The sequence below is a fragment of the Tabrizicola sp. YIM 78059 genome (assembly GCF_004959785.1).
Classification (GTDB): domain Bacteria; phylum Pseudomonadota; class Alphaproteobacteria; order Rhodobacterales; family Rhodobacteraceae; genus Tabrizicola; species Tabrizicola caldifontis.
This window is the reverse complement of sequence record NZ_SJZH01000006.1, coordinates 20,012-43,013: the sequence shown is the minus strand read 5'-3', so window position 1 is coordinate 43,013 and position 23,002 is coordinate 20,012. Positions and strand designations below refer to the sequence as shown.

The 23,002-nt window shown below is 64.8% G+C and carries 21 protein-coding genes; 15 read left to right on the top strand and 6 right to left on the bottom strand.

What is annotated here, in order from left to right; translation table 11 throughout:
• The first annotated feature begins 52 nt into the window (after positions 1-52).
• Positions 53-1,549 (top strand): D-alanyl-D-alanine carboxypeptidase/D-alanyl-D-alanine-endopeptidase, encoded by a 1,497-nt coding sequence (gene dacB / locus EZM81_RS09605; RefSeq protein ID WP_248298182.1) that lies wholly within the window; start codon positions 53-55, stop codon positions 1,547-1,549.
• Between the two features lie 147 nt (positions 1,550-1,696).
• Here dacB and parA read toward each other — a convergent pair whose 3' ends face one another.
• Entirely contained in the window at positions 1,697-2,326 is a 630-nt protein-coding gene (parA, locus tag EZM81_RS09600) for a ParA family partition ATPase (protein ID WP_135450795.1), read from the bottom strand.
• A gap of 245 nt (positions 2,327-2,571) precedes the next feature.
• Between parA and EZM81_RS09595 the strand changes: the two genes are divergently transcribed.
• The gene (locus tag EZM81_RS09595) at positions 2,572-2,778 is read left to right on the top strand and encodes a cold-shock protein (protein WP_103258321.1); all 207 of its coding nucleotides are present in this window, start codon (positions 2,572-2,574) and stop codon (positions 2,776-2,778) included.
• Between the two features lie 42 nt (positions 2,779-2,820).
• Here the strand turns inward: EZM81_RS09595 and EZM81_RS09590 are convergent, their stop codons facing one another.
• On the bottom strand, positions 2,821-3,252 hold the full coding sequence (locus EZM81_RS09590; protein ID WP_136645569.1) for a hypothetical protein: 432 nt from the start codon (positions 3,250-3,252) through the stop codon (positions 2,821-2,823).
• Positions 3,253-3,521: 269 nt separating this feature from the next.
• On the opposite strand from EZM81_RS09590, the gene EZM81_RS09585 reads away from it, so the two are divergent.
• Positions 3,522-4,268, top strand: coding sequence for a class II aldolase and adducin N-terminal domain-containing protein (locus EZM81_RS09585; RefSeq protein ID WP_136645568.1), 747 nt, complete (start codon positions 3,522-3,524; stop codon positions 4,266-4,268).
• Here the strand turns inward: EZM81_RS09585 and EZM81_RS18760 are convergent.
• Positions 4,256-5,125 carry a DUF6473 family protein gene (locus EZM81_RS18760; protein ID WP_371685737.1) on the bottom strand — a complete coding sequence of 290 codons (870 nt, stop codon included), beginning with the start codon at positions 5,123-5,125 and terminating at the stop codon, positions 4,256-4,258. The two genes, EZM81_RS09585 and EZM81_RS18760, sit on opposite strands and share 13 nt — an antisense overlap.
• Before the next feature lie 161 nt (positions 5,126-5,286).
• Here EZM81_RS18760 and EZM81_RS09575 point away from each other — a divergent pair, with 161 nt between their 5' ends.
• Positions 5,287-6,162, top strand: coding sequence for a 3-hydroxybutyryl-CoA dehydrogenase (locus EZM81_RS09575; protein ID WP_135450799.1), 876 nt, complete (start codon positions 5,287-5,289; stop codon positions 6,160-6,162).
• Between the two features lie 306 nt (positions 6,163-6,468).
• Here EZM81_RS09575 and EZM81_RS09570 read toward each other — a convergent pair whose 3' ends face one another.
• The gene (locus EZM81_RS09570; protein ID WP_136645566.1) at positions 6,469-6,888 is read right to left on the bottom strand and encodes a tellurite resistance TerB family protein; all 420 of its coding nucleotides are present in this window, start codon (positions 6,886-6,888) and stop codon (positions 6,469-6,471) included.
• Positions 6,889-6,996: 108 nt separating this feature from the next.
• Here EZM81_RS09570 and EZM81_RS09565 point away from each other — a divergent pair, with 108 nt between their 5' ends.
• Complete coding sequence (locus EZM81_RS09565) at positions 6,997-8,577, top strand: lysine--tRNA ligase (protein ID WP_135450801.1); 1,581 nt, start codon at positions 6,997-6,999, stop codon at positions 8,575-8,577.
• 43 nt (positions 8,578-8,620) lie between these two features.
• Here the strand turns inward: EZM81_RS09565 and EZM81_RS09560 are convergent, their stop codons facing one another.
• Positions 8,621-9,490, bottom strand: coding sequence for a CHAD domain-containing protein (locus EZM81_RS09560; RefSeq protein ID WP_135450802.1), 870 nt, complete (start codon positions 9,488-9,490; stop codon positions 8,621-8,623).
• A 130-nt stretch (positions 9,491-9,620) separates the two neighbouring features.
• Here EZM81_RS09560 and EZM81_RS09555 point away from each other — a divergent pair, with 130 nt between their 5' ends.
• Both EZM81_RS09555 and EZM81_RS09550 read left to right on the top strand, forming a co-directional pair.
• Positions 9,621-10,025: a DUF4864 domain-containing protein gene (locus EZM81_RS09555; protein ID WP_371685735.1), complete on the top strand. Its 405-nt coding sequence runs from the start codon at positions 9,621-9,623 to the stop codon at positions 10,023-10,025.
• A 222-nt stretch (positions 10,026-10,247) separates the two neighbouring features.
• Positions 10,248-12,536, top strand: a complete 2,289-nt coding sequence (locus EZM81_RS09550; RefSeq protein ID WP_136645565.1) for a glycosyl hydrolase family 28-related protein — start codon at positions 10,248-10,250, stop codon at positions 12,534-12,536.
• Between the two features lie 106 nt (positions 12,537-12,642).
• On the opposite strand, the gene EZM81_RS09545 is transcribed toward EZM81_RS09550, so the two are convergent.
• A complete protein-coding gene (locus tag EZM81_RS09545; protein ID WP_136645564.1) occupies positions 12,643-13,134 on the bottom strand; it encodes a pyridoxamine 5-phosphate oxidase in 492 nt (163 codons plus the stop codon).
• Between the two features lie 104 nt (positions 13,135-13,238).
• Here EZM81_RS09545 and EZM81_RS09540 point away from each other — a divergent pair, with 104 nt between their 5' ends.
• The 8 genes from EZM81_RS09540 (at position 13,239) to EZM81_RS09505 (ending at position 22,892) form a co-directional block, all read left to right on the top strand.
• On the top strand, positions 13,239-14,888 hold the full coding sequence (locus tag EZM81_RS09540) for a SulP family inorganic anion transporter (protein ID WP_136645563.1): 1,650 nt from the start codon (positions 13,239-13,241) through the stop codon (positions 14,886-14,888).
• A 297-nt stretch (positions 14,889-15,185) separates the two neighbouring features.
• Complete coding sequence (gene acs, locus EZM81_RS09535) at positions 15,186-17,150, top strand: acetate--CoA ligase (protein WP_136645562.1); 1,965 nt, start codon at positions 15,186-15,188, stop codon at positions 17,148-17,150.
• A 2-nt stretch (positions 17,151-17,152) separates the two neighbouring features.
• The gene (locus EZM81_RS09530; protein ID WP_136645561.1) at positions 17,153-17,815 is read left to right on the top strand and encodes an adenylate kinase; all 663 of its coding nucleotides are present in this window, start codon (positions 17,153-17,155) and stop codon (positions 17,813-17,815) included.
• Between the two features lie 61 nt (positions 17,816-17,876).
• A complete protein-coding gene (locus tag EZM81_RS09525; RefSeq protein ID WP_135450808.1) occupies positions 17,877-18,134 on the top strand; it encodes a DUF4212 domain-containing protein in 258 nt (85 codons plus the stop codon).
• A 14-nt stretch (positions 18,135-18,148) separates the two neighbouring features.
• On the top strand, positions 18,149-20,104 hold the full coding sequence (locus EZM81_RS09520) for a sodium:solute symporter family protein (RefSeq protein WP_136645560.1): 1,956 nt from the start codon (positions 18,149-18,151) through the stop codon (positions 20,102-20,104).
• 57 nt (positions 20,105-20,161) lie between these two features.
• On the top strand, positions 20,162-21,985 hold the full coding sequence (locus tag EZM81_RS09515; RefSeq protein WP_136645559.1) for a DUF294 nucleotidyltransferase-like domain-containing protein: 1,824 nt from the start codon (positions 20,162-20,164) through the stop codon (positions 21,983-21,985).
• 4 nt (positions 21,986-21,989) lie between these two features.
• Positions 21,990-22,508, top strand: coding sequence for a hypothetical protein (locus EZM81_RS09510; RefSeq protein ID WP_135450811.1), 519 nt, complete (start codon positions 21,990-21,992; stop codon positions 22,506-22,508).
• Between the two features lie 3 nt (positions 22,509-22,511).
• Positions 22,512-22,892 carry a response regulator transcription factor gene (locus tag EZM81_RS09505; RefSeq protein ID WP_135450812.1) on the top strand — a complete coding sequence of 127 codons (381 nt, stop codon included), beginning with the start codon at positions 22,512-22,514 and terminating at the stop codon, positions 22,890-22,892.
• Positions 22,893-23,002 lie beyond the last annotated feature (110 nt).

Genomic DNA, 23,002 nt, shown 5'->3' with positions numbered 1-23,002 from the left:
GTGAACGGCAGCGCAGCATCGTCATGCTGGAGGAATCGCCCGGATCGGCGCTATGAGCGGGGTGATGGAGGATGGATCGGTGCTGACGCGGCGGATGATGCTGGCCGGACTGCTGGCGGGGGCAGCCTTCCCCGGCTGGGGCGAGGTCATGGACAGCTCTCCCCGGCCCGTGCCCCGCGGTGGAAAGGCCGCGGCGGCGGTCGGTGCCTCGGCCGGTGATGCCGCGGCGCTGGTCGCCGCGGCGAAGCTGGGTGGCGAAGTTGCCTATGCGGTAGCCGATGCCCGGACGGGAACGATCCTCGAGTCGCGGCAACCCGATCTGCCTCTGCCGCCCGCGAGTGTCATCAAGGCGGTCACCGCCCTTTATGCGCTGGACCGGCTGGGCGCGGGCCACCGGTTCACGACCCGGGTACTGGCGACAGGGCCGGTTCAGTCGGGAATCGTGCAGGGGGACATCGTGCTTGTCGGGGGCGGCGACCCGACCCTGCAGACAGATCAGCTAGGCGATCTGGTGGCGCGGCTGGCCGGATCCGGCTGCAAGGGCGCGACCGGGCGTTTCCTGTATTGGGACGGCGCGCTGCCCGTCATGAAGGAAATCGCCGAGGATCAGCCGGTGCATGTCGGTTACAACGCTGCTGTCTCGGGGCTGAATCTGAATTTCAACCGCGTGCATTTCGAATGGAAACGTGCCGGAAGCGACTGGCAGGTGGCCGTGGATGCCCGGGGCGAAAGGTTCCGGCCCGAAGTCGGCATGGTGAGCGTGGCCATTGCCCGCCGTGATGCGCCCATTTTTACCTATGCCCCGGGCCTGGTCGAGGAATGGACGGTGGCTTCGGCGGCACTGGGCAAGGATGGCAGCCGCTGGCTGCCCGTTCGAGACCCCGGCCGATATGTGGCCGATGTGTTCAGGACGCTGGCCCTGGCGCAAGGAATCCGGCTGGAGCCGGGGGGTCGCGTCGATGCGCTGCCGGGGGGAACCGAACTCGGCCGCGTGGAAAGTGAGCCGCTTACCGTCGTCTTGCGCGACATGCTGCGCTTTTCCACCAACCTGACAGCGGAATGCGTCGGGCTGGCCGCATCGGGACGACACAATCTTGCATCCTCTGGGCAGGCCATGGCGGATTGGGTGCAGGGCAGCTTCGGTGTTCGGATGGCAATACGCGATCATTCGGGCCTTGGCGGCGCCTCGCGCGTGACGGCCTCGGCGATGATAAGCATACTTGCCCAGGCCGAACGCGAGGGACGCGGGCTGAAGCCGATCCTGCGCGATGTCGGCATGAAGGACGACAAGGGAAAGATGGTCGAACGACACCCAGTGAAGGTGCTTGCCAAGTCGGGAACGCTGAATTTCGTCTCCGGGTTGGCCGGCCATATTGTTCCGCCATCGGGGCGAGAACTTGTCTTTGCCATCTTCACCGCTGACCCGGCGCGCCGCGATGCGGTTCCTGTTGCCTTACGGGAATCGCCGGAAGGCGGAAAGGCCTGGATAGGCCGTTCCCGTCGCCTGCAGGGACAGCTGATCAACCGCTGGAGTGCGCTCTATCTCTGACCTGGCAGCGCCACGCGCCCTGATCGCCCGCAAAGAGGGGGGTCTTGCGGCAAATCGCGGGTTTTGGATCAGAGGCAGCCGTCCGGCGTCATGCGTGCGGCTGCAAGGCAGATTCGATGCGGTGGGAAAGGGAAGCCAACTTCCCTGCTAGCGGGACAGATCCAGCAGACCCAGAACCTCATCGGCAAGGCGCGCGACCTCTTCGGCTGCCCGGCTGCGTACCTCGACGGCGCCGAGCCCCTGCCCAAGTGTTTCGGCATAGACGACACGCTGACCCAGGCTTGCCTTTGCCACACCGCCAACCTCTGCCGCGGCTGCGGCAACCTGGTCTTGCAGTCTGGTTCCCGACTTGACCCGGTTCAGGACGATGACCGCGCGCCTGCCTTCCCGTTCGATCAGGTCAAAGACGCCATCCGTTGCCCACAGGTCCACCATCGACGCTGCAACCGGGACCAGAACAAGATCTGCCTCTCTCAATGCAGGTCGCAGATCGGCATCCACTTTGGGGGGCGTATCGACAATTACCAGATCGGCCTGCCGTTTCAGTTTCTCGCATTCGTATCCGACGCCCCAGGCAGAGGCTGTGGAAAGTTCCATGCCAGCCTCGCCCAACCGCTCACGTCGTGACAGGAACCAGCGGCCAAGGCTGCCCTGGGGATCGGTGTCAAGAAGCGCGATGCCGAGACCTCGGCGGCGTAGTTCGACCGCGAGGTTGACGGCAATCGTCGTCTTGCCTGAGCCGCCCTTCTGTTGCGCCACGGTCAAGACCTTGCCCATTGCGAATCCCTCTTTTGCCGCAGTGCAGCATAGCGTTTTTCGTGCGCATGGCACAGTCTGAAACGGCCCTGAGCGGCCGGGACTGTGGAAGCTCTTGGAACTCTGGGTGAAATGTGCGATGTTATGACTGCGACGTTATCTTTTCGACCACTGTCTCCGACCTTCGGCCACAGCAATCGACTTCAAGCTGACGGGGCCGGGCCGCCGCACTTCCGCGGGCGGCAGACTAGACAGGAGACTTCACGATGGCCAAAGGCACCGTGAAATGGTTCAATGAAACCAAAGGCTACGGCTTCATCGCCCCGGAAGGTGGCAAGAAGGACGTATTCGTTCACATCACCGCTCTGGAGCGCGCGGGACTGCGCAGCCTGAAGGATGGCCAACCGGTCACCTTCGACATCGAGGCAGGTCGTGACGGGCGCGAATCCGCCACCAATCTTGCCCTGGCCTGAGCCGACGACAATGGCCGGGGGCAGTGAACTGCCCCTGGTCTTCTACATGTAGGTCACGGTTGCCCTGTCGCGCAGAACGTGGTCGAAGCCGAAACGGAACGCCTCCTCCGAGACGACTTCCGGAAGGCAGACGGCAGCGCGGCGCCCCAGCGGATAGGCTGGTTCATCAAACTCGCAGCTGACCAGCATCACCCGCATCCGTGCATCGGCGGCAATCAGCGTGGCAATCGCCCGTTCGGCAGCCGCGACGCCGCCGAACCCGTCACAATCCATCACGAAAAGATCGTAGCCGAGCGGATCGCCCAGAAGCGTGTTCAGGGCCGTGTCGAAGGTAGTCTCGATGTCAAGAAGGCTGCCATATTGGGCAAGACGCCTTGCTGTGGCACCCTCGGTCTGGTCGGTAAGAAGCAGCACACGAACGCCGGGCGCAGCGGCATGAAGCGGCTTCTGGCCTGTCCCGATCAAGATGTGCACGCGCGTTGCCTCCACCAAACCTCATCATTGTCTGGACCAGCAATGCGCCTAGCATCAGCCGGAAAAAAGGAAAGTCACAGGCATTTTAGGGCGTCCGGGCCACATTCCCGTCTTGGTTGCCCAATTGGCCGTGTCTACCCTCGCTTGGGTTGCATCTGCGGCCCGTCGCGACCTTCCGGCTATTCTTGGTCACCTTGATAAACCATTTTGCGACCGATTGCAGCCCTTCCTGCGCTACAGTGACACAAGTGTGATTCGGAGCCTGCGCCATGAACCAGCACGCGAACCTGACCCACTGGAGCCTTCGCCAGGATCTTGCCGTCGCCTTTCGCTGGACTGCGCGTCTGGGGATGCATGAAGCAGTGGCCAATCACTTCTCGCTGGCCTTGAACCCGGAAGGCACACGTTTCCTGATCAATCCGAACGGGCGCCATTTCTCGCGGATCACCGCATCATCGCTGATCGAGATCGATGCGAACGACCCCGAAACCCTCTCGCGCCCGGATGCACCTGACCCTACCGCCTGGGGCCTGCATGGGTCGATCCATCGCACCTGTCCGCATGCTCGCTGCGTGATGCATGTCCATTCCATTCATGCCACGGTGCTGGCCAGCCTTGCGGACAGCCGCCTGCCGGCCATCGATCAGAACACGGCGATGTTCCATAACCGGCTGGTCGTTGACGAGCACTTCGGGGGCATGGCTTTCGAGGAAGAGGGCAAGCGATGCGCGTCTATGCTGTCCGATCCACGGATAACCACGATGGTTATGGGCAACCACGGTGTCCTGGTCATCGGCGCGACCGTTGCTGAAGCGTTCAACCGGCTCTACTATTTCGAACGTGCGGCCGAGACCTATATCCGCGCGCTGCAAACCGGGCGGCCCCTGCGCGTCCTTCCCGAGGAGATAGCCGAAAAGACGGCGCGCGAATGGGAAACCTACCCCGGCTTTGCCGATGCGCACCTGCGCGAGTTGCGCGCCATCCTGGATGAAGAAGACCCCGGCTACGCGACCTGACCGCAGGCCATCGCCGGACCCAGCTGCAGCGGAGCCGAGCATTGAGGTGCCAGAAGTGCCCGAATTTCCGTGGCAAGTCGGGTCGCGAGACCCGCTTCGGTCGTCTGACTTGGCAGGCAGGACGTTTGCATCCTGGCGCTGTCATCCCCCGCCGGCCCGGCGCCCCAAGCTTCGCAGTTGGGGGTGACCAGTTTCAGCGAACCGGCATGCCTGCTGCGCAGGGCCTCCTGCAAGGGGCGATCCACCATGTATGGGTCTGTTTCACCGCACGCAGATGGGGGGGGCGGCCATCCCGGTGAAAGCAGTATTCGCGGGGCTGTAAGACGGTCCAGCATCTCGCCCATCCGGAGCAGCCAAGTGTTGTGGACGCTGCGGGCAACCTGTGCATGCCTGCCGGCATCCATCCGTTCCAGAACCTGATGCAGATGCCGGACATAGTGGATTTCGGCAAGCTCGACCTCGGGAAACAGCGCGCGCAGGGCGGGCGTTGTGGCCACAACGCGATCGTTTCGGCGGCTGTGGACCCTATAGTACGGATTCGTAAGCGCCCCCGGCCATGGCAGCAGGATGACGACAAGCACGGCCCGGGCAGCAGTCTCAAGCAGCGCAGGGTTGGAAAGGTAGTAATCCGGCCCTGCATGCGGCGCGGCAAGGTTGACAGTCTTAAGACCCGCCGCAGACCCGACAAGTTCTGCGAAGGATTGCGCCGGATCCTCGCCAGCCAATTGCAGGCCACCCAGAAGGGCGATGAAGGGTCGTGAAGGATCGACCGGTCGCCCGGACACGGCCGGTCGTGAACATTGGTCATTGTCTGCAGCATGCTCATGCACCGTCGCACCCGCATGGATTGGCAGCATGGCCCCCCCCCCGTTCGCCATTCACCCGCCGCAAAGCCTGCCCAAGGGTGGTTGCCGAATGGCTAAAATCGGGCAGATGCCTAAACTTCTTGGCATTTCTCGCCGGCTTGCACGACTGCCGGGCAGCAGGCATAACCTGGGACGGCAGAAGGAGACGTGCGATGGAGATCAGGCAGGTGGGCGTGGTGGGCGCGGGGCAGATGGGTAACGGCATTGCCCATGTCTTCGCCTTGGCAGGCTATGACGTACTGCTGAACGACATCTCGGAAGAGAGCCTTGCAAAGGCTTTGGCCACGATCGAGCGGAACATCGAACGTCAGGTGGCGCGGGGCAAGGTGTTGCCGGCCGACAAGCGCGCGGCGATGGAGCGGATCCGTACCACACTGAAACTGTCCGATCTGGGGCAATGCGATCTGATCATCGAGGCCGCGACCGAACGTGAAACGGTGAAGCAGGCAATCTTCGAGGATCTCATCCCGCATCTGAAGCCCACGACGATCCTGACCTCTAACACCTCGTCGATCTCTATCACCCGGCTGGCCAGCCGTACCGACCGGCCGGAAAAGTTCATGGGCTTCCATTTCATGAACCCCGTCCCGGTGATGCAACTGGTGGAACTGATCCGCGGCATAGCCACCGATCAGGAAACCGTCGATACCCTGCACGAGGTCGTCCGTCGCCTGGGCAAGACCGCCGCCCATGCCGAGGATTTCCCTGCCTTCATCGTCAATCGCATCCTGATGCCGATGATCAACGAGGCGGTCTATACGCTGTATGAGGGCGTGGGCTCGGTGCAGTCGATCGACCAGTCGCTGAAGCTGGGCGCCAACCATCCGATGGGCCCGCTGGAGCTTGCCGATTTCATCGGGCTGGACACCTGCCTTGCGATCATGAACGTGCTGCACGAGGGGCTGGCGGATACCAAGTATCGACCCTGCCCGCTGCTGACCAAATATGTCGAGGCCGGCTGGCTGGGCCGCAAGACGCAGCGGGGGTTCTACGATTATCGCGGCGAGGTGCCGGTGCCGACGCGGTGATCCTGACGGTCGGGTTCCAGCGCACCTCATTTCAGGCTGTCTGACTGAACCAGACGCTTGATGGCGACAGCCCCGTGATCAGGCCCGGAGGCCCGGACAGGGCGGCCGCAAGCCTTCCCGGCAAGGATTCATGGCAAACCGTGCGACGCCAACTGGCCCGCCCCGACCCGACCATACGGATACTGCACTGCCGCACCTGGGCCGCGTGCGGTCTGGCTGCCGTCCGAGATGCCGAAGGACACGGAGACAAGTGCTGCGTTCCGGGCTCAAGGCCCCCAGCACCCGGGATCGAAACCCGCGATCGGGTTACAGGACCATGTGCCGCACCCTTGCCCCCCATTCGATGGCGGCGGCGTGGAGGCGGTCGATCCTCAGTTCGTGGCGCACCTCTTCCAGCATCCGAAGCTCGACCTGGCTGTGCCGACCGTCAGCGGTGACGACGTCGCAGGCCAGCGCATAGGCAGTCTCGTAAAGGCGCTCGGGCAGGGCCTCGCGGATCAGGCCGAAGAGGGCGTCGAGGCCGTCTTCCTCTTCGAACAGGTCGAACACCGTTCGGGTGACGCGCTGGATCCGATCGGGGTCATATTCGGCGAAGATCGGCATGTGGTTGACCATGCGGGTAATGGCCACCAGTTCGGCCGTCCGCACATCCTGATCGGCGGCGGAACAGGCGACCATCACGGCGACGAGCGCGTCTTGCGGAGACATGGCGGGTGTGTCGGACATTGGGGCCTCGGCTGCGGTTTGCGGCAGATTATTGACGGGGGGGCGGTGGGGCAATAGAGGACGGCGGGTCACGGGCACAGGGTCCGGGGCGTTTCAGGAGTGGCGGACATGACTTCCCTGCGCGATGCGGCGATGAATTCGAAGGCCTGGCCTTTCGAGGAGGCGCGCGCCGTGCTGAAACGCTATGGCGGCAAGGAGCCTGAAAAGGGCTATGTGCTGTTCGAGACGGGCTATGGCCCATCGGGCCTACCGCATATTGGCACTTTCGGGGAAGTGGCCCGGACGACGATGATCCGCCGCGCCTTCGAGATCATCAGCGACATTCCGACCCGGCTGATCTGTTTCAGCGATGACGTGGACGGGATGCGCAAGGTGCCTGACAATGTTCCGAACCAGGAAATGCTGCGGCAGCACATGCAGAAGCCGTTGACCAGTGTTCCCGATCCTTATGGGGAGTTCGAGAGCTTCGGCCACCACAACAACGCGATGCTGCGGCGGTTTCTGGATACGTTCGGCTTCGAATACGAGTTCATCAGCGCGACCGAGTTCTACAAGTCGGGCCGGTTCGACGACACGCTGCGGCTGGCGGCGGAGCGGTATGAGCAGATCATGGAGATCATGCTGCCGTCCTTGCGGGAGGAGCGGCAGCAGACCTACAGCTGCTTCCTGCCGATCCACCCCGAGACGGGGCGCGTGCTTTACGTGCCGATGAAGCATGTGGACAAGCGCGACCACACCATAACCTTCGACGACGAGGAGGGGCGCGAGTGGACGCTGCCCGTCACCGGGGGCCATGTGAAGCTGCAGTGGAAGCCGGACTTCGGCGCCCGCTGGGCCGCGCTTGGCGTGGATTTCGAGATGTACGGCAAGGACCACAGCACGAACACGCCGATCTACGACGGGATCTGCGAGGTTCTGGGCGGACGGAAGCCGAACCATTTCACCTATGAGCTGTTCCTGGATGAGAAGGGACAGAAGATCTCAAAGTCGAAGGGCAACGGGCTGACCATCGACGAATGGCTGACATATGCGGCGACGGAAAGCCTGTCCTATTTCATGTATCAGAAGCCGAAGACGGCCAAGCGGCTGTGGTGGGACGTGATCCCGAAGGCGGTGGACGAATATCACCAGCAGCTCAAGGCCTTTCCGGAGCAGAGCCTGGAGCAGCAGGTGAACAATCCGGTCTGGCACATCCACAACGGCAAGCCGCCGGAAAGTCGGATGGTGGTGAGCTTTGCCATGCTTCTGAACCTGGCCTCGGTCGCGGCGGCAAAGGACGCGGCGGGGCTGTGGAAGTTCATCCGCCGCTATGCCCCGGAGGCGAGCCCCGAGACGCATCCCGACCTGGATGCCGCGGCGGGCTATGCCGTCCGCTACTTCGCAGACAAGATCGCGCCGAGCCGTCATTTCCGGCTGCCCACCGAAAGGGAACGTGCGGCAATGGAGGATCTGGTGGCGCGGCTGAAGGTCTGGGACGGGGGGCTGGACGACGAGGCCTTGCAGTCGATGGTCTTCGCGGTTGGCAAGGATCACGGGTTCGAGCCGCTGCGCGACTGGTTCAAGGCGCTTTACGAGGTGTTGCTGGGCGCGTCGGAGGGTCCGCGTTTCGGAGGCTTCATCGCGCTTTACGGCGTGGAGGAAAGCGTGGCGCTGATCGAGCGCGGTTTGCGGGGCGAACTTGTCGGCTGAGCCGAAACACGCGCGAGGCTGATATGCCGCTTTCCGACCCGGATCAGCGGGACCGGTGCCAGAGCTTGAGCCACGCAACCCAGGTATCAGCCATGGCTTCCGGGTCGCCGGCCAGAAGGCGGTCGCTGGCGGGGAATGCCCTGGCCAGGATGTCCGACCGGGCCTGGTCGATCTGCGCCTGAACCAGATCGCGCGCCGGGCCGGGCAACAGATCCTCGGGCAGGACGGCCAGATGGTTGGCCAGGATGGCCAGATCGTTATGGTTGCCTAGCGCCTCGCCCAGGGCGTCGGCCTCTGCCGTGAGAACGCGGAAGAGGTCGGGCCATACCGGAACGACCAGGCGGGTCTGATACCAGAGATCCTTCACGCGCTTGCGCCACTCGTGGACAAGATCGGCGCGTTCTGGCGCCTTGCGCGCGGCGTCGCAGGCCTGACGCGCCTTCCGGCGGGTGCGGGCGAGGCCATCCTTCAGCGCGCGATGCGGTTTGCCCTGCAGCCGCCAGGTGGCCGCCTGATCCCTGAGGTCCGACAGCCTTTCGGAAAGACCGTGCGGGATGTCCTGTGCAGGGGCGAGACTGTCGGCGACGAGGCGGATGCGCAAGGGCTGCAGGGCTTCGGGCGGTTCCGGGAAGAGGCGGTCGAACGTTGCCAGACGCACGGCCGCGTCACGCCGGGCAGAGAGTGCGGCCGCCACCTCGCGCAGGACGGCGTTGGCGGCGGGCTGTTCGGGCAGGGCCGAACGGAAGAGCCGTAGCAGGGCACGGGTCTTCTTCAGATTCTTGCGGATGCCATGAATGGCCTCGGGCGCAGGGACAGCCTCGAAGCGGTTCAGCGCTGTCGAAAGTTCCTCCGTCGCGATCCGGCGAAGGCTGTGATCGGGCGAGCGGTCGTCGCGGTGGAAGGCATAGGCCATGTAGTGGCTCCTGCGGCGGTTGGTCAGGCGGTCTTGCGGTCGATGTGGGGCCAATCCGCCGCCGTCGCAAGCAGGGCTTGGCAGGTCGTGGTTGCAGCCTAGCTGACAGGTACGCAGTCCGGAGGGCCCGATGATGCGATCCCTTATTCTTGGATCCACCCTTGTCCTGGGCCTGAGCCTGGCCGCAGATGCGCAGGAGGGCCCGATCCGCGAGACGATCCGGCGACAGATAGAGGCGTTTCAGGCCGACGATTTCGCCCGCGCCTTCACATTCGCCAGCCCGACGATCAAGGGCATCTTCGGCACGCCTGAGAATTTCGGCGAAATGGTAAAGAACGGCTATCCCATGGTCTACCGCCCGGCCCAGGTCGAGATGGGAGAGCTGCGCACTGTTGCGGGAAATCTCTGGCAGCGGGTGCACATCGTCGATCAGGCGGGGCGCGCCTGGGCGCTGGACTACATGATGGTCGAGACGCCCGAGGGCTGGCAGATCAATGCCGTGCACATCCTTCCGGCGCCGGAGGTTGGCGCCTGAGGCGGTCAACCTTGCCCCGCTCGTTGCCCCTCTCCCCACAAGGGGGAAGGGCGTCACCGGGATGGAACGGCGTTGCGCGGCAGTCGCGCTGGCGCGCGGCGGTCTGAGAGTGGCTTAAGCCTTCCCTGCTACCTCGTCATGCCCAAGGCGGCGCGGTTACCGGGGTCTTTCCCTCCCGCTTCGCCCTTGGCATGGCGCAGAGCGAGGCGAGGGAATTCTCAGATGAACAAGGCAATCACCGACGGGCTGGTCCTGATGCCGCCGCCGTTCTCGGCCGGGCTGAACCTGTGGTCGCGCGAGGACGGGACGCCCGGATCGGCGTCGTATCAGGGCCAGCCAAACGCAGCGCTGGTAACGAATGACCAGGATTTCGCGGGCTGTCTGGAATTGCAGAAGACCGAAGCAACGCAGCGGCTGCGCAGCTTTGCCCAGACGCCGATCCAGCCGGGTCTGTATCTGCGTGTCTCGGCGCGGGTCAAGGCGGTGTCGGGGAACCTGCCTTCGGTGCGCATCGCCGCCTGGGCGGGGGATGTGAACGGGCAGAATGTGGCGACTGTCGTGCAGGAGGGATCCTCGGTCGCGCTGACAGGCTATGGCGAGGTTGTGACGGTCAGCGCGATCATCTCTCCGGCCAGGCGGACGGGCGTGGATCTGGCATGGACCACCCAGGTTGCATATGCCCATGTCGGGCTGGATCTGACCGGGCCGAACGGCGGGGTGGTGCGGATCGACGATCTGGTGGTCGAGGATGTGACGAACATCTTCATCCGCAAGCTGATGGACTGGGTCGATGTGCGCGACTACGGCGCGCTGGGCAACGGGACAGCGAATGACAGCGCGGCCTTCCTGGCTGCCGATGCAGATGCGCAGGGACGGGCGATCCTGGTGCCTTCGGGTGTATTCCGGTTGAACAGCAACGTCACGATCAACAGCCGGATCCGGTTCGAGGGAACGGTGTCGATGCCGTCGAACCGTCGGCTGGTCCTGACGCGGAATTACGACCTGGACACCTACAGCCAGGCCTTCGGGTCCGAGGTCGAGGGGTTCCGCCGCGCGATGCAGGCGCTGTTCTACTTCACCGACCATGTGACACTTGACCTGTCCGGGCGCCGGGTCGATCTGACCGAACCGCTGGACGTTGCAGCAGTGGCGGGGCTGACCAACTTCAGCACCCGCAGGGTGGTGCGCAACGGGTCGCTGAATGCCGTTCCCGGGCCGGGGTGGCAGACAGAGGAATTCACGTCGGTCGCGACCTATTCGCCGGCGAACAACCTGGTCCTGACCGGTGTGGCGAACGTCGCCAGCATCCCTGTCGGTTCGCTGGTGATCGGAACGGGCGTCGGGCGAGAGGTCTATGTGCGGTCGAAGAACGTGGCCGCGGGAACGATCGAGCTGAGCCAGCCCCTGTGGGGCGCAGCGGGGACGCGGCCCTACACCTTCCGCCGGTTCAAGTACATGCTGGATTTCAGCGGCTTCGATCTGTTGTCCCGCTTTGAACTGGAGGATATCGAGTTCTTCGGGCAGGGGGTCTGTTCGGGGGTCATGCTGCCGGTGACCGGGGCGACCATGCGCTTCGTGTCGTGCAGCTTCAACCGGCCGCGGGATCGCGGAATCACCTCGATCGGCACGGGCTGTCAGGGCATGTTCGTGGACATGTGCCAGTTCCTTTCGAACGAACAGGCACTGAACGCGGTGGACCGGACCACGATCGCGCTGAACATCAATGCGAACGATACCAAGCTGCGCAACAATCGCGTGGTGCGGTTCGCGCATTTCGCGGTTGTGAACGGCACGGGCCATCTGATCCATGCCAACCACTTTTTCCAGGGCGACGAGAATCCCGCCGGCCTGCGCCGTGCCGGACTGATCTTCACGCAGACCAATGTCTCGACAGTGGTGACGGGCAACTACATCGACAACTGCTTCATCGAATGGGGCAACGAGCATGATTCGGCGCCCGAATGGGATGGCGAGTTCTCGTTCGGCGGGCTGAACATCGTGGGCAACGTGTTCATCGCGTCGAACACCAGCAGTTCCTTTCGCTGGCTGGTGGTGCGTCCCTACGGGCCGGGGCACTATCTGAACGGCTTCTCGCTGGTGTCCAACAGCTTCCGCGTGTTCAATGCCACGATCGATCGGGTCGAGATGGTCGATACCAGCCTTGCCATGCTGGATTTCGCCAGGTCGCGCAACGTGCGGGTCGAGGGGAACAGCTTCAACAACGTGGCGCAGGGCATTCTGAACCCGGTGATCGTGACCCATACACAAAACACCGCAGCCGAGACCTGGAATGTCAGCGCGGGCGGGTTCATTCCGTTTGGCGCGCGGATCAGGATGGTCGAATCGGTGCAGCCCGAAGGCACGATCAGCACAAGCTCCAACGCGGCGCGTTACATGTTTCCGAACGCGACCCCCGGAACCGGCACCCAGGGCAACGAGGCGCAACTGCGCTGGGGCGAGGCGGTTCGCGGCAAGGCGATCGTGACAATGCGGATGGACATGCCGGCCTGAGCGAAGTGTCGAGGCTCGGGATGCCTGACCGGGTCATCGGACGGTGCCGGTGCACCGGCTTGACCTTTTCGAACACGGGCGGTCCTTCGGGGCCGCCCGAGCCACATCACAGATCCTCAGGTGCCAGTCGGAAGGCCCGGGCGAAGCCGCCGTTCAGAAGTGCCGAGACCGGGGTCAGCCGGAAGAAGGCAAAGTCGGGCAGGTCGATATAGGCCCGGGCCTTCGGGTTGCGGTCCAGCCAGCGGGCGCGGATCGCGGGCAGGGCCGGATCGTCTGGCGCAACGCAGGCCGCGCGGGCGCGGATCATCAGACGGGGATGGGTCAGAGGATCACCCTTGGGCCCGACCTCGCCCAGCATCAGCGCACAATCGGGCCGGTCGCGCAGGGCGCGGAAATGCGGCGCGAGGCCCGAGACAAGGGTCAGCATCCCGGCCTCGGGGTCGCGGGCGAAGGCGATACGGCTGATTCCGGGCATCCCGGTGTCGGGGTCGGTCCATGCAAGGGCGGCGTGAGCCAGCGACAGAAGGTCGCGCGCCAGCCGCAGCGCCTCGGCATCGGCGGGCTGCACGGGATCGGTACGGGTGGGGTGGTCGGACATCGGGGCTTATCGCGGTTGACAAGGTGCGGGTCGAAGAGTCTGATGCGCTCATTCACACTGACATGTCAGCGATTACTGGCGCCATCCTTCGCCCGGACACGATCATGACCCACGCCCCTTCCGGCCGCAATGACCGGACCGAATTCCTGCCGAAGCTTTGGACCGTCTGGCGCGAGGGCTATGGTCTTGCCGACCTGCGGGCCGATGTGATGGCCGGCCTGACGGTGGCGATCGTGGCCCTGCCCCTGTCGATGGCAATTGCCATCGCCAGCGGGGTCGGGCCGGAGCGGGGGTTGTACACGGCCATCGTCGGCGGGTTCCTGGTCAGCGCGCTGGGCGGTTCGCGCTATCAGATCGGGGGGCCGGCGGGGGCCTTCATCGTGCTGGTTTCGGCCTGCGTCATGACTATCGGGCTGCAGGGGCTGATCCTGGCGACCTTCCTGTCGGGTTTTGTGCTGATCGCGGCGGGGCTGCTGCGGTTTGGCACCTATATCCGTTACATCCCCTATCCGGTAACGGTGGGCTTCACCGCCGGCATCGCGGTCATCATCTTCGCCAGCCAGCTGCGCGAGATGTTCGGGCTGAGCCTGTCCGGAGGGGAGCCGGCCGAGATCCTGCAGAAGGTGCAGGCGCTATGGGCTGCAAGGGGGACGGTGACCCCGTCGGCGGTTGCAGTGGCGGCGCTGACGGTGGCGGCGATCGTGGGGCTGAAGCGGCTGCGTCCCGGCTGGCCGGGCATGCTGGTTGCGGTGGCGCTTGCCTCGCTTGTCGTGGCCGTGCTGGACCTTCCGGTGGAAACCATCGGCACCCGGTTCGGGGCGCTGCCGAACATGCTGCCCATGCCGGCACTGCCAGACCTGGGCTGGGCCGAGGTGCAGGCGGCGCTGCCCTGGGCGATGAGTTTCGCGTTGCTGGGTGCGATCGAGTCGCTGCTGTCAGCGGTAGTCGCTGACGGCATGAGCGGGGCGCGGCACCGGTCCAACGCAGAACTGGTGGCGCAGGGCGTGGCCAACATCGGCTCGGCCGTGTTCGGCGGGTTCTGCGTGACCGGCACCATCGCGCGGACGGCGACGAACGTGCGGGCGGGCAGCCGGGGGCCGGTCTCGGGCATGCTGCATGCACTGTTCATTCTGGCGTTCATGCTGGTCGCGGCACCGTTGGCAGCTTACATCCCGCTTGCCGCCTTGGCGGGCGTGCTGGCAGTGGTGGCCTGGGGCATGGCAGAGCGGCACGAGTTCGTGGCCCTTCTGCGGTCGTCGCGCGGGGATGCCATGGTGGTCAGCGTGACCTTCCTGCTTGTCGTCTTCCGCGATCTGACCGAGGGCATCATCGTCGGCTTTGCGCTTGCCGGGATCGTGTTCATCAAGCGGATGTCCGAGGGCACGGCGATGCGCCCCCTTGCGGAACATCAGGTCACTGCGCGCGAGGATCGTGTCGTCTATTTTCTTGAGGGGCCCTATTTCTTCGGTGCGGCCGCGCAGCTGGGCGGCGTGCTGGACCGGATAGCCGAGGCCCCGCGCGCCCTGGTTCTGGACATGTCAGGCGTGCCGCTGATCGACAGTTCGGGGGCGCGGAGCTTCCATACGCTGGCCGCCCGGGTGCGACGGCGGGGCGGGCAGCTTTATCTTGTGGGCCTCCGCGACAGCCTGCGGCGGCAGCTGGAGGCACAGGGCCTGGGCGAGCCGGAAGTGCGCTTCCTGCCCGATGTCGCGGCGGTGGACCGGATCCTGGATCGGGCGGTCGAATCAAACTGACCCAGACAGAAGGCGAGCGCGCCGCGTCCGAACCTTTCCGGGACGGGAATGGCCCCTTCACGCCGCCGTGAACGGCAGGCATTTGAAATTGAACGCATTCCCCGACGCGATTTTCACGAATTTGCAGAATTGACGATGATTCCGTCAAGTAATTTACAGAATTATTCATGATAATTATGGGGTTACGATTTTCTTTACGAAGTGCTATCCTGCTTGCGGTAGAGAGCATTCCGCGCCTCGCGGAGCGACGCAGAGCGATGGGGTCTTTGGCCGGACCCCGTCGAGAGGAGGACCGCCATGACCGACCAGACTGCCCTGAAATCCGTCTACCCGGCTTCGCCCGACTTCGTGGCGAAGGCGCATGTGGATGCCGCCACCTACGAGGCACTCTATGCAGAGTCGGTGCAGGATCCGGACGTGTTCTGGGGCCGGGAGGGGCTGCGGCTGGACTGGATAAAGCCCTACACCAGGGTGAAGAACACCTCGTTTGCGCCTGGCAACATCAGTATCAGGTGGTTTGAGGACGGGGTGCTGAACGTCAGCGCCAACTGCATCGACCGCCACATGCTGACCCGCGCCAACCAGACCGCGATCATCTGGGAGCCGGACGATCCGAAGGAACCCGCCCAGCACATCACCTATGCGCAGCTGCTGGAAAACACCTGTCGCGTTGCTAACGTGCTCAAGGCGCACGGTGTAGGGAAGGGCGACCGGGTCATTCTCTACATGCCGATGATTCCCGAAGCAGCCTATGCGATGCTGGCCTGCACCCGGATCGGGGCGATCCATTCGGTGGTGTTCGGCGGCTTCTCTCCCGATGCGCTGGCCAACCGGATCAACGACTGCGAGGCGAAGGTCGTCATCACCGCCGACTGGGCCCCGCGTGGTGGCAAGAAGACGGGGTTGAAAGACAATACCGACAAGGCGCTTCTACACTGTTCGGACAAGGTCAAGGTGCTGGTGGTCAAGCGCACCGGCGACCAGACCAGCTGGGTCGAGGGGCGCGACTTCGACCTGACGGCGGAGATGGCCGCGGCCAAGCCCTATTGCCCCTATGTCGAGGTCGGAGCGGAAGACCCGATGTTCATTCTTTACACCTCGGGTTCGACCGGCAAGCCGAAGGGTGTGGTGCATACGACGGGGGGGTATCTGGTCTATGCCTCGATGACGCACCAGATCACCTTCGACTACCATGATGGCGACATTTTCTGGTGCACGGCGGACGTGGGCTGGGTTACCGGGCACAGCTACATCGTCTATGGCCCCTTGGCCAACGGAGCGACGACGCTGATGTTCGAGGGCGTGCCGACCTACCCCGATCCGGGCCGGTTCTGGGAAGTCTGCGCCAAGCACAAGGTCAACCAGTTCTATACCGCGCCGACAGCGATCCGGTCGCTGATGGGCCTTGGCGCGGAGTGGGTTGAAAAGCACGACCTCTCCAGCCTGAAGCTTCTGGGCTCGGTGGGCGAGCCGATCAACCCGGAAGCGTGGAGCTGGTACAATACCCATGTCGGCAAGGGCAAATGCCCGATCGTCGATACCTTCTGGCAGACGGAAACCGGCGGGCACATCATCACGCCCATTCCAGGCGCGATCCCGCAGAAGCCGGGTTCTGCGACAAAGCCCTTCTTCGGCGTCAAACCCGAGGTTCTGGATCCTGCCACAGGCAAGGTGCAGGGCGAAACCGCGACGGAAGGCGTGCTTTGCATCACCGACAGCTGGCCCGGGCAGATGCGCACGCTGTGGGGCGACCATCAGCGGTTCGAGGAAGCCTATTTCAGCCAGTACAAGGGCTATTACTTCACCGGCGACGGCTGCCGCCGCGACGAGGATGGCTATTACTGGATCACCGGGCGGGTCGATGACGTGATCAACGTCTCGGGCCACCGGATGGGCACGGCCGAAATCGAAAGCGCGCTGGTGGCGCACGAGGCTGTGGCCGAAGCTGCCGTCGTCGGCTATCCGCACGACATCAAGGGGCAGGGCATCTATGCCTATGTCACGCTGATGAAGGGGATCGAGCCCAGCGAGGATCTGCGCAAGCAGCTGGAAGCCTGGGTGCGCCAGGAGATCGGCCCGATCGCCAAGCCCGACCTGATCCAGTGGGCGCCGGGCCTGCCCAAGACGCGTTCGGGCAAGATCATGCGCCGCATCCTGCGCAAGATCGCCGAGAACGACTTCGGGTCGCTGGGCGATACCTCGACGCTGGCCGATCCGTCGGTGGTGGACGATCTGATCGCCAACCGGATGAACCGGGGCTGACGATGGCGCCGGTGATCATCCTTCTCGGACCGCCCGGAGCGGGCAAGGGCACCCAGGCACGGATGCTGGAAGAGGACTTCGGTCTCGTCCAGCTTTCCACGGGTGACCTTCTGCGCGCCGCGGTGGCGGCCGGAACGGAAGCGGGCAACAGGGCGAAGGCGGTGATGGAGGCCGGGCAGCTGGTGTCGGACGACATCGTGCTGGCGATCCTGAAGGACCGTATGGCGCAGCCCGATGTGGCCAAGGGCATCATTCTGGACGGCTTTCCGCGCACTACGGGTCAGGCCGCAGCGCTGGATCGGCTTCTGGCCGAGACCGGGCAGAAGGTGACTGCCGCGATCAGCCTTGAGGTGGACGATGACGCGATGGTTGCCCGTGTGTCCGGCCGCTACACCTGCGCTGCCTGCGGTGAGGGCTATCACGACGAGTTCAAGCAGCCCGCGCAAGCCGGGGTCTGCGACAAATGCGGCGGCACAGCGTTCAAGCGCCGCGCCGACGACAATGCCGAAACGGTGCGCGAAAGGCTGCAAGCCTATCACGCCCAGACGGCACCGCTGATCGTGCATTACGAGTGCCAGTCAGTGCTGGAACGGGTGCCGGCGATGGGATCCATCGACGGCATCCGTGCCATGCTGGCCGACATCGTGGGGCGCGTCTCAGCCTGACGGGAGGGGCCGTTCCCCTGGATCCCCCGGGGGTGCGGAAAACAAACAAGGGAGAGTACTCATGGCAGACAAATCATCTGCCAACGCCTATTGGGCAGCGAACGTCCGGATCATCCTGATTTCTCTGGCGGTCTGGTTCATCTGCTCCTTCGGGCTTGGCATCCTGCTTCGGCCTGCGCTGAAGGGCATCATGGTCGGCGGCGCCGACCTGGGCTTCTGGATGGCGCAGAACGGGTCGATCTACGTCTTCATCGCGCTGATCTTCATTTATGCGAAGATGATGAACAAGGTCGACCGCGAACACGGCGTGGAAGAATAGGGGGAACGGGACAGATGGATCAGTTTACCCTCAACCTGATCGTCGTTGGCATCACCTTTGCCATCTACATCGGGATCGCGATCTGGGCCCGGGCGGGCTCGACCGCGGAATTCTATGCAGCCGGTCAGGGTGTGAACCCGATCATGAACGGCATGGCGACGGGCGCGGACTGGATGTCGGCGGCCTCGTTCATTTCCATGGCGGGGATCATCGCCCTGGCCCCCGTCGGCGGCTACACGCAGTCGGCCTTCCTGATGGGCTGGACCGGCGGCTATGTGCTGCTGGCCATGCTGCTTGCACCCTACCTGCGCAAGTTCGGCAAGTTCACCGTGCCGGAATTCGTCGGTGACCGTTTCTATTCCAAAACGGCACGACTGGTGGCGGTGCTCTGCCTGATCGTGATCTCGGTCACCTACGTTATCGGCCAGATGCGCGGCGTGGGCGTGACCTTCTCGCGCTTCCTGGAAGTCTCGACCGATATGGGCCTCTACATCGGCGCTGCCGTGGTGTTCGCCTATGCCGTGCTTGGCGGCATGAAAGGGATCACCTACACCCAGGTTGCCCAGTACATCGTGCTGATCATCGCCTACACGATCCCGGCGATCTTCATCTCGCTGTCGCTGACCGGCAACTTCCTGCCGCAGCTTGGCCTGATCGGCGGCTATGCGCCGCAGGGTGGCGAAATCTCGATGCTGGCCAAGCTGGACCAGGTGGTCACGGAACTGGGCTTCACCGCCTATACCGCCGACACGACGAACATGTTCAACATGTTCCTCTTCACCATGGCCCTGATGATCGGGACCGCGGGCCTGCCGCACGTTATCGTGCGCTTCTTCACCGTGCCGAAAGTGGCTGACGCGCGGTCGTCCGCCGGCTGGGCGCTGGTGTTCATCGCGCTCTTGTACACCGTGGCTCCGGCTGTGGGCGCGATGGCCCGTCTGAACCTGACCACCACCTTCTGGCCCGGCGCCAAGGAAGGCTCGGCCCTGTCGGCCCCGGCCCTGTCGCTGGCCGACATCGACAGCAAGCCGGAGCTGAGCTGGATCAACACCTGGAAGGCGACCGGCCTGCTGGAGTTCAGCGACAAGAACGGCGACGGGATGATCCAGTACTTCAACGAGCCGAAGGCGGTGGCGGACGCCAACAAGAAGCTGGCCGAGGCCACCAAGGCCCTGGCGGATGCCCCTGCGGATGCCGACAAGACCCCGCTGGAAGCCGCCGTTGCCGAAGCCACCACGGCGCGTGACGCCGCGCTGGCCGAAGCGAAGCTGGGCGACAAGACCCTGGCCGAACTGGGCTTTGTCGGGAACGAAGTCACCAAGGTGGACAACGACATCATGGTGCTGGCGAACCCGGAAATCGCGGCCCTGCCGGGCTGGGTCGTGGCGCTGGTCGCCGCGGGTGGTCTTGCCGCCGCGCTGTCCACCGCCGCGGGCCTGCTGCTGGCCATTTCCTCGGCCGTCAGCCACGACCTGATCAAGGGTGCGATCAACCCGAACATCAGCGAGAAGGGCGAACTTCTGGCCGCCCGGATCTCGATGGCCTTCGCCATCGCCCTGGCCACCTACCTTGGCCTCAACCCGCCCGGCTTTGCCGCGCAGGTGGTGGCCCTGGCCTTCGGTCTGGCGGCAGCCACGATCTTCCCGGTCCTGATGATGGGGATCTTCTCGAAGCGCGTGAACACCGCCGGGGCCATCACCGGGATGCTGGCCGGTCTGGTCTTCACCTCGGTCTACATCTTCCTCTACCTGGGCTGGTTCTTCATCCCCGGCACGAACGTGTATCCGAACACGCCCGACCAGCACTTCTTCGGCATCTCGCCCCTGTCGATCGGCACGATCGGCGCCGTGGTGAACTTCGTCGTCGCCTATGTGGTCTCGATGGCCACCAAGGCTCCGCCGCAGCATGTGGTGGACCTGGTGGAATCGATCCGCGTGCCGAAAGGCGCCGGCAAGGCCGTGGCCCACTAAGCCCTCTGCGCCTCCGGGGAAACCCGGGGGCGCACCCCTTCAACCGGGCGCAGGATCATGGATCAGGACAGCAATCCGCTTCTGGCCTTCCTGGAGACGGTGCATCCCTACGACAGCCTGCCGCGGGACGAGATGGCGCGCGTCGCCGCCTCCTTCAGCCGCAGGCATTACGACGACGGCGCAATGATCTACACCGCCGGCGAACCGCTGACCGGGATCTTCCTGATCCTCGAAGGTTCGGTCGAGGTGCTGGAACCTTCGGGCGGCCTGGTCTCGCTGCTGGGCCCGCGCAACAGTTTCGGCGAACGCGGTCTTATGCGCGACGGCATGGCGGTGACGACGGCGCGCGCCAACGGCGGGGCAGAGATCCTGATGCTGCCCGCGGCAGAGTTCCGCCGCCTGATCGCTTCCTATCCTGCCTTCGAACGCTTTTTCCACCGTGGCCGGCATCAGGAAAGCCGCGAGGCTGACATCTCGACCCGCAAGGTGGGCGACCTGATCGCCCGCACACCGATCTCGGTGCCCCCCGAAACGACGATCCGGGCGGCCGCCGAACGGATGCGGGCGGCGCATATCTCCTGCCTCGCCATCACCGAGGGCGAGCAACTGGTCGGCATCGTCACCGCGCGGGATTTCGTCAACAAGGTGCTGGCCGAGGGGTTGGACCCGGCCGCGCCAGTCAGCGCGGTCATGGCGCGCGATCCGATGGTGCTGACGCCGGACAGCCTGGGGTCGGACGTGCTGAACCGGATGCTGGAGCACCGGATCGGGCATCTGCCGGTGGTCGAGGACGGCCGGCTGGTCGGCATGATCACCCAGACCGATCTGGTGCGGTTCCAGGCGGTCAGCTCGGCGCTTCTGGTGCGGGATGCGGCCACGGCGCAGAGCGTGGCCGAACTGGCCGAGACCACCGCCCGCATCCCGCGGCTCCTCGTGCAGCTTGTGGGCGGCGGGTCGGCGCATGAGGTGGTGACGCGGCTCATCACCGACATCGCCGACACGGTGACGCGGCGGCTGCTGGCCATGGCCGAGGCCGAGCTTGGCCCGGCCCCTGTGCCCTACCTGTGGCTCGCCTGCGGGTCGCAGGGGCGGCAGGAGCAGACCGGCGTTTCGGATCAGGACAACTGCCTGATGATCGACGACGCCGCGACCGAGGCCGACATGGGCTATTTCGCCAGGCTGGCGAAGATTGTCTCGGACGGGCTGAACGCCTGCGGCTATGTCTACTGCCCCGGCGACATGATGGCCACCAACCCCCAATGGTGCCAGCGCATGGCAGTCTGGCGTGGCTATTTCCGCAAATGGGTGAACGCACCCGACCCGATGGCGCAGATGCTGGCCTCGGTCATGTTCGACCTGCGTCCCATTGGCGGGACGGCGAACCTTTACAGCGACCTGCAGGCCGAGGTGCTGGAGATGGCGGCGAAGAACTCGATCTTCGTCGCGCACATGATTTCCAACAGCTTGAAGCACACCCCGCCCCTGGGCCTTCTGCGCGGCTTCGCCACCATCCGGTCGGGGGAATACAAGAACCACATCGACCTCAAGCACAACGGCGTGGTGCCGGTGGTCGATCTGGGGCGGGTCTATTCGCTGATCGGGCAGCAGGGGGTGGTGAACACCCGCGCCCGGCTGGAGGCGGCGGTGGAGGCGGGGGTGATCTCGGACAGCGGCGGGCGCGACCTGATCGAGGCCTACGACCTGATCGCCCAGACCCGGCTGGAACACCAGGCGCGGCGGGTGAAGGCGGGCGAGAAGCCCGACAATTTCATCGCGCCGTCGGAACTTTCGGATTTCGAGCGCAGCCATCTGCGCGACGCCTTTGTCGTCGTGCGCACCATGCAATCCGCCGTGGGCCAGGCCCGCGGCGCACGGAGTTGACGCGATGGCCCTGGAACTGATCGGAGCCCTGATCGCCGCCGCCACGCTGGGCCTTCTGGCCTGGGCGCTGCGCCGCTGGCGGCCGGGCCTGCCGCGCTGGCTGGTCCCGTTTGCTGCCGCCGTCGGCCTGATCGGCGCGACCCTGGTGCTGGAATACAGCTGGTACGACCGCGTCGTGGCCGAGCTGCCGCCGGGGATCGAGGTGGTCCGCGTCGAGGAAGAAGCCATGCCCCTGCGGCCCTGGACCTATCTGAAACCGATCCGCATGCGGTTCTGGGCCATCGACCAGCGCAAGCGCATGATCCATCCCCAAGTCGGCAGCCTGCGCATGGTCCCGGTCCTGAAATTCGCCCGCTGGCGGCCGGTGGAGGACGGGCTGATCGCGGTCGATTGCGCGGGCGGACGGCAGGTGCCGGTCGTCGAAGGGGTGAAGATTTCCGAGACGGGAGAATTGACGGGGGCCGACTGGCAGCCGGCCCCCGCGGGCGACCTGTTGCAGGCTGCCGCGTGCAGGGAGGGGTAGGGCATGGACCGCAAGCCGCGCATCCTTGTGGTGGAGGACGAGGACAACATCGCCGTGGCGCTGGATTACCTGATGACGCGTGAGGGCTATGACCACGACCGCGTCGCCAATGGCGCCGAGGCGCTGCCCCGGATCCGCGAAACCCACCCCGACCTTGTTCTGCTGGACGTCATGCTGCCCGAGGTTTCAGGCTACGAGATCTGCGAGGGGATCCGCACCGACCCCTCGCTTGCGGATGTGAAGGTGCTGATGATGACGGCACGGGGCTCGGCAATCGAACGGCGCAAGGGCCTGGCGCTTGGCGCGGATGGGTTCATCTCGAAACCCTTCGAGCTGAAGGACCTGCGCGACGAGGTGCGCCGTCTGTTGGGCGGGGCGGGCTGAGGCCGTGACCGGGGCGCGACAGGGGCGTGCGGCGCTTCCCGCCCCCCCTTGTGGGGGAGGAAGAGGGAGCGGGGTCTTGACGCCCGCACCCCGGGCCCAACGCCTCCGAC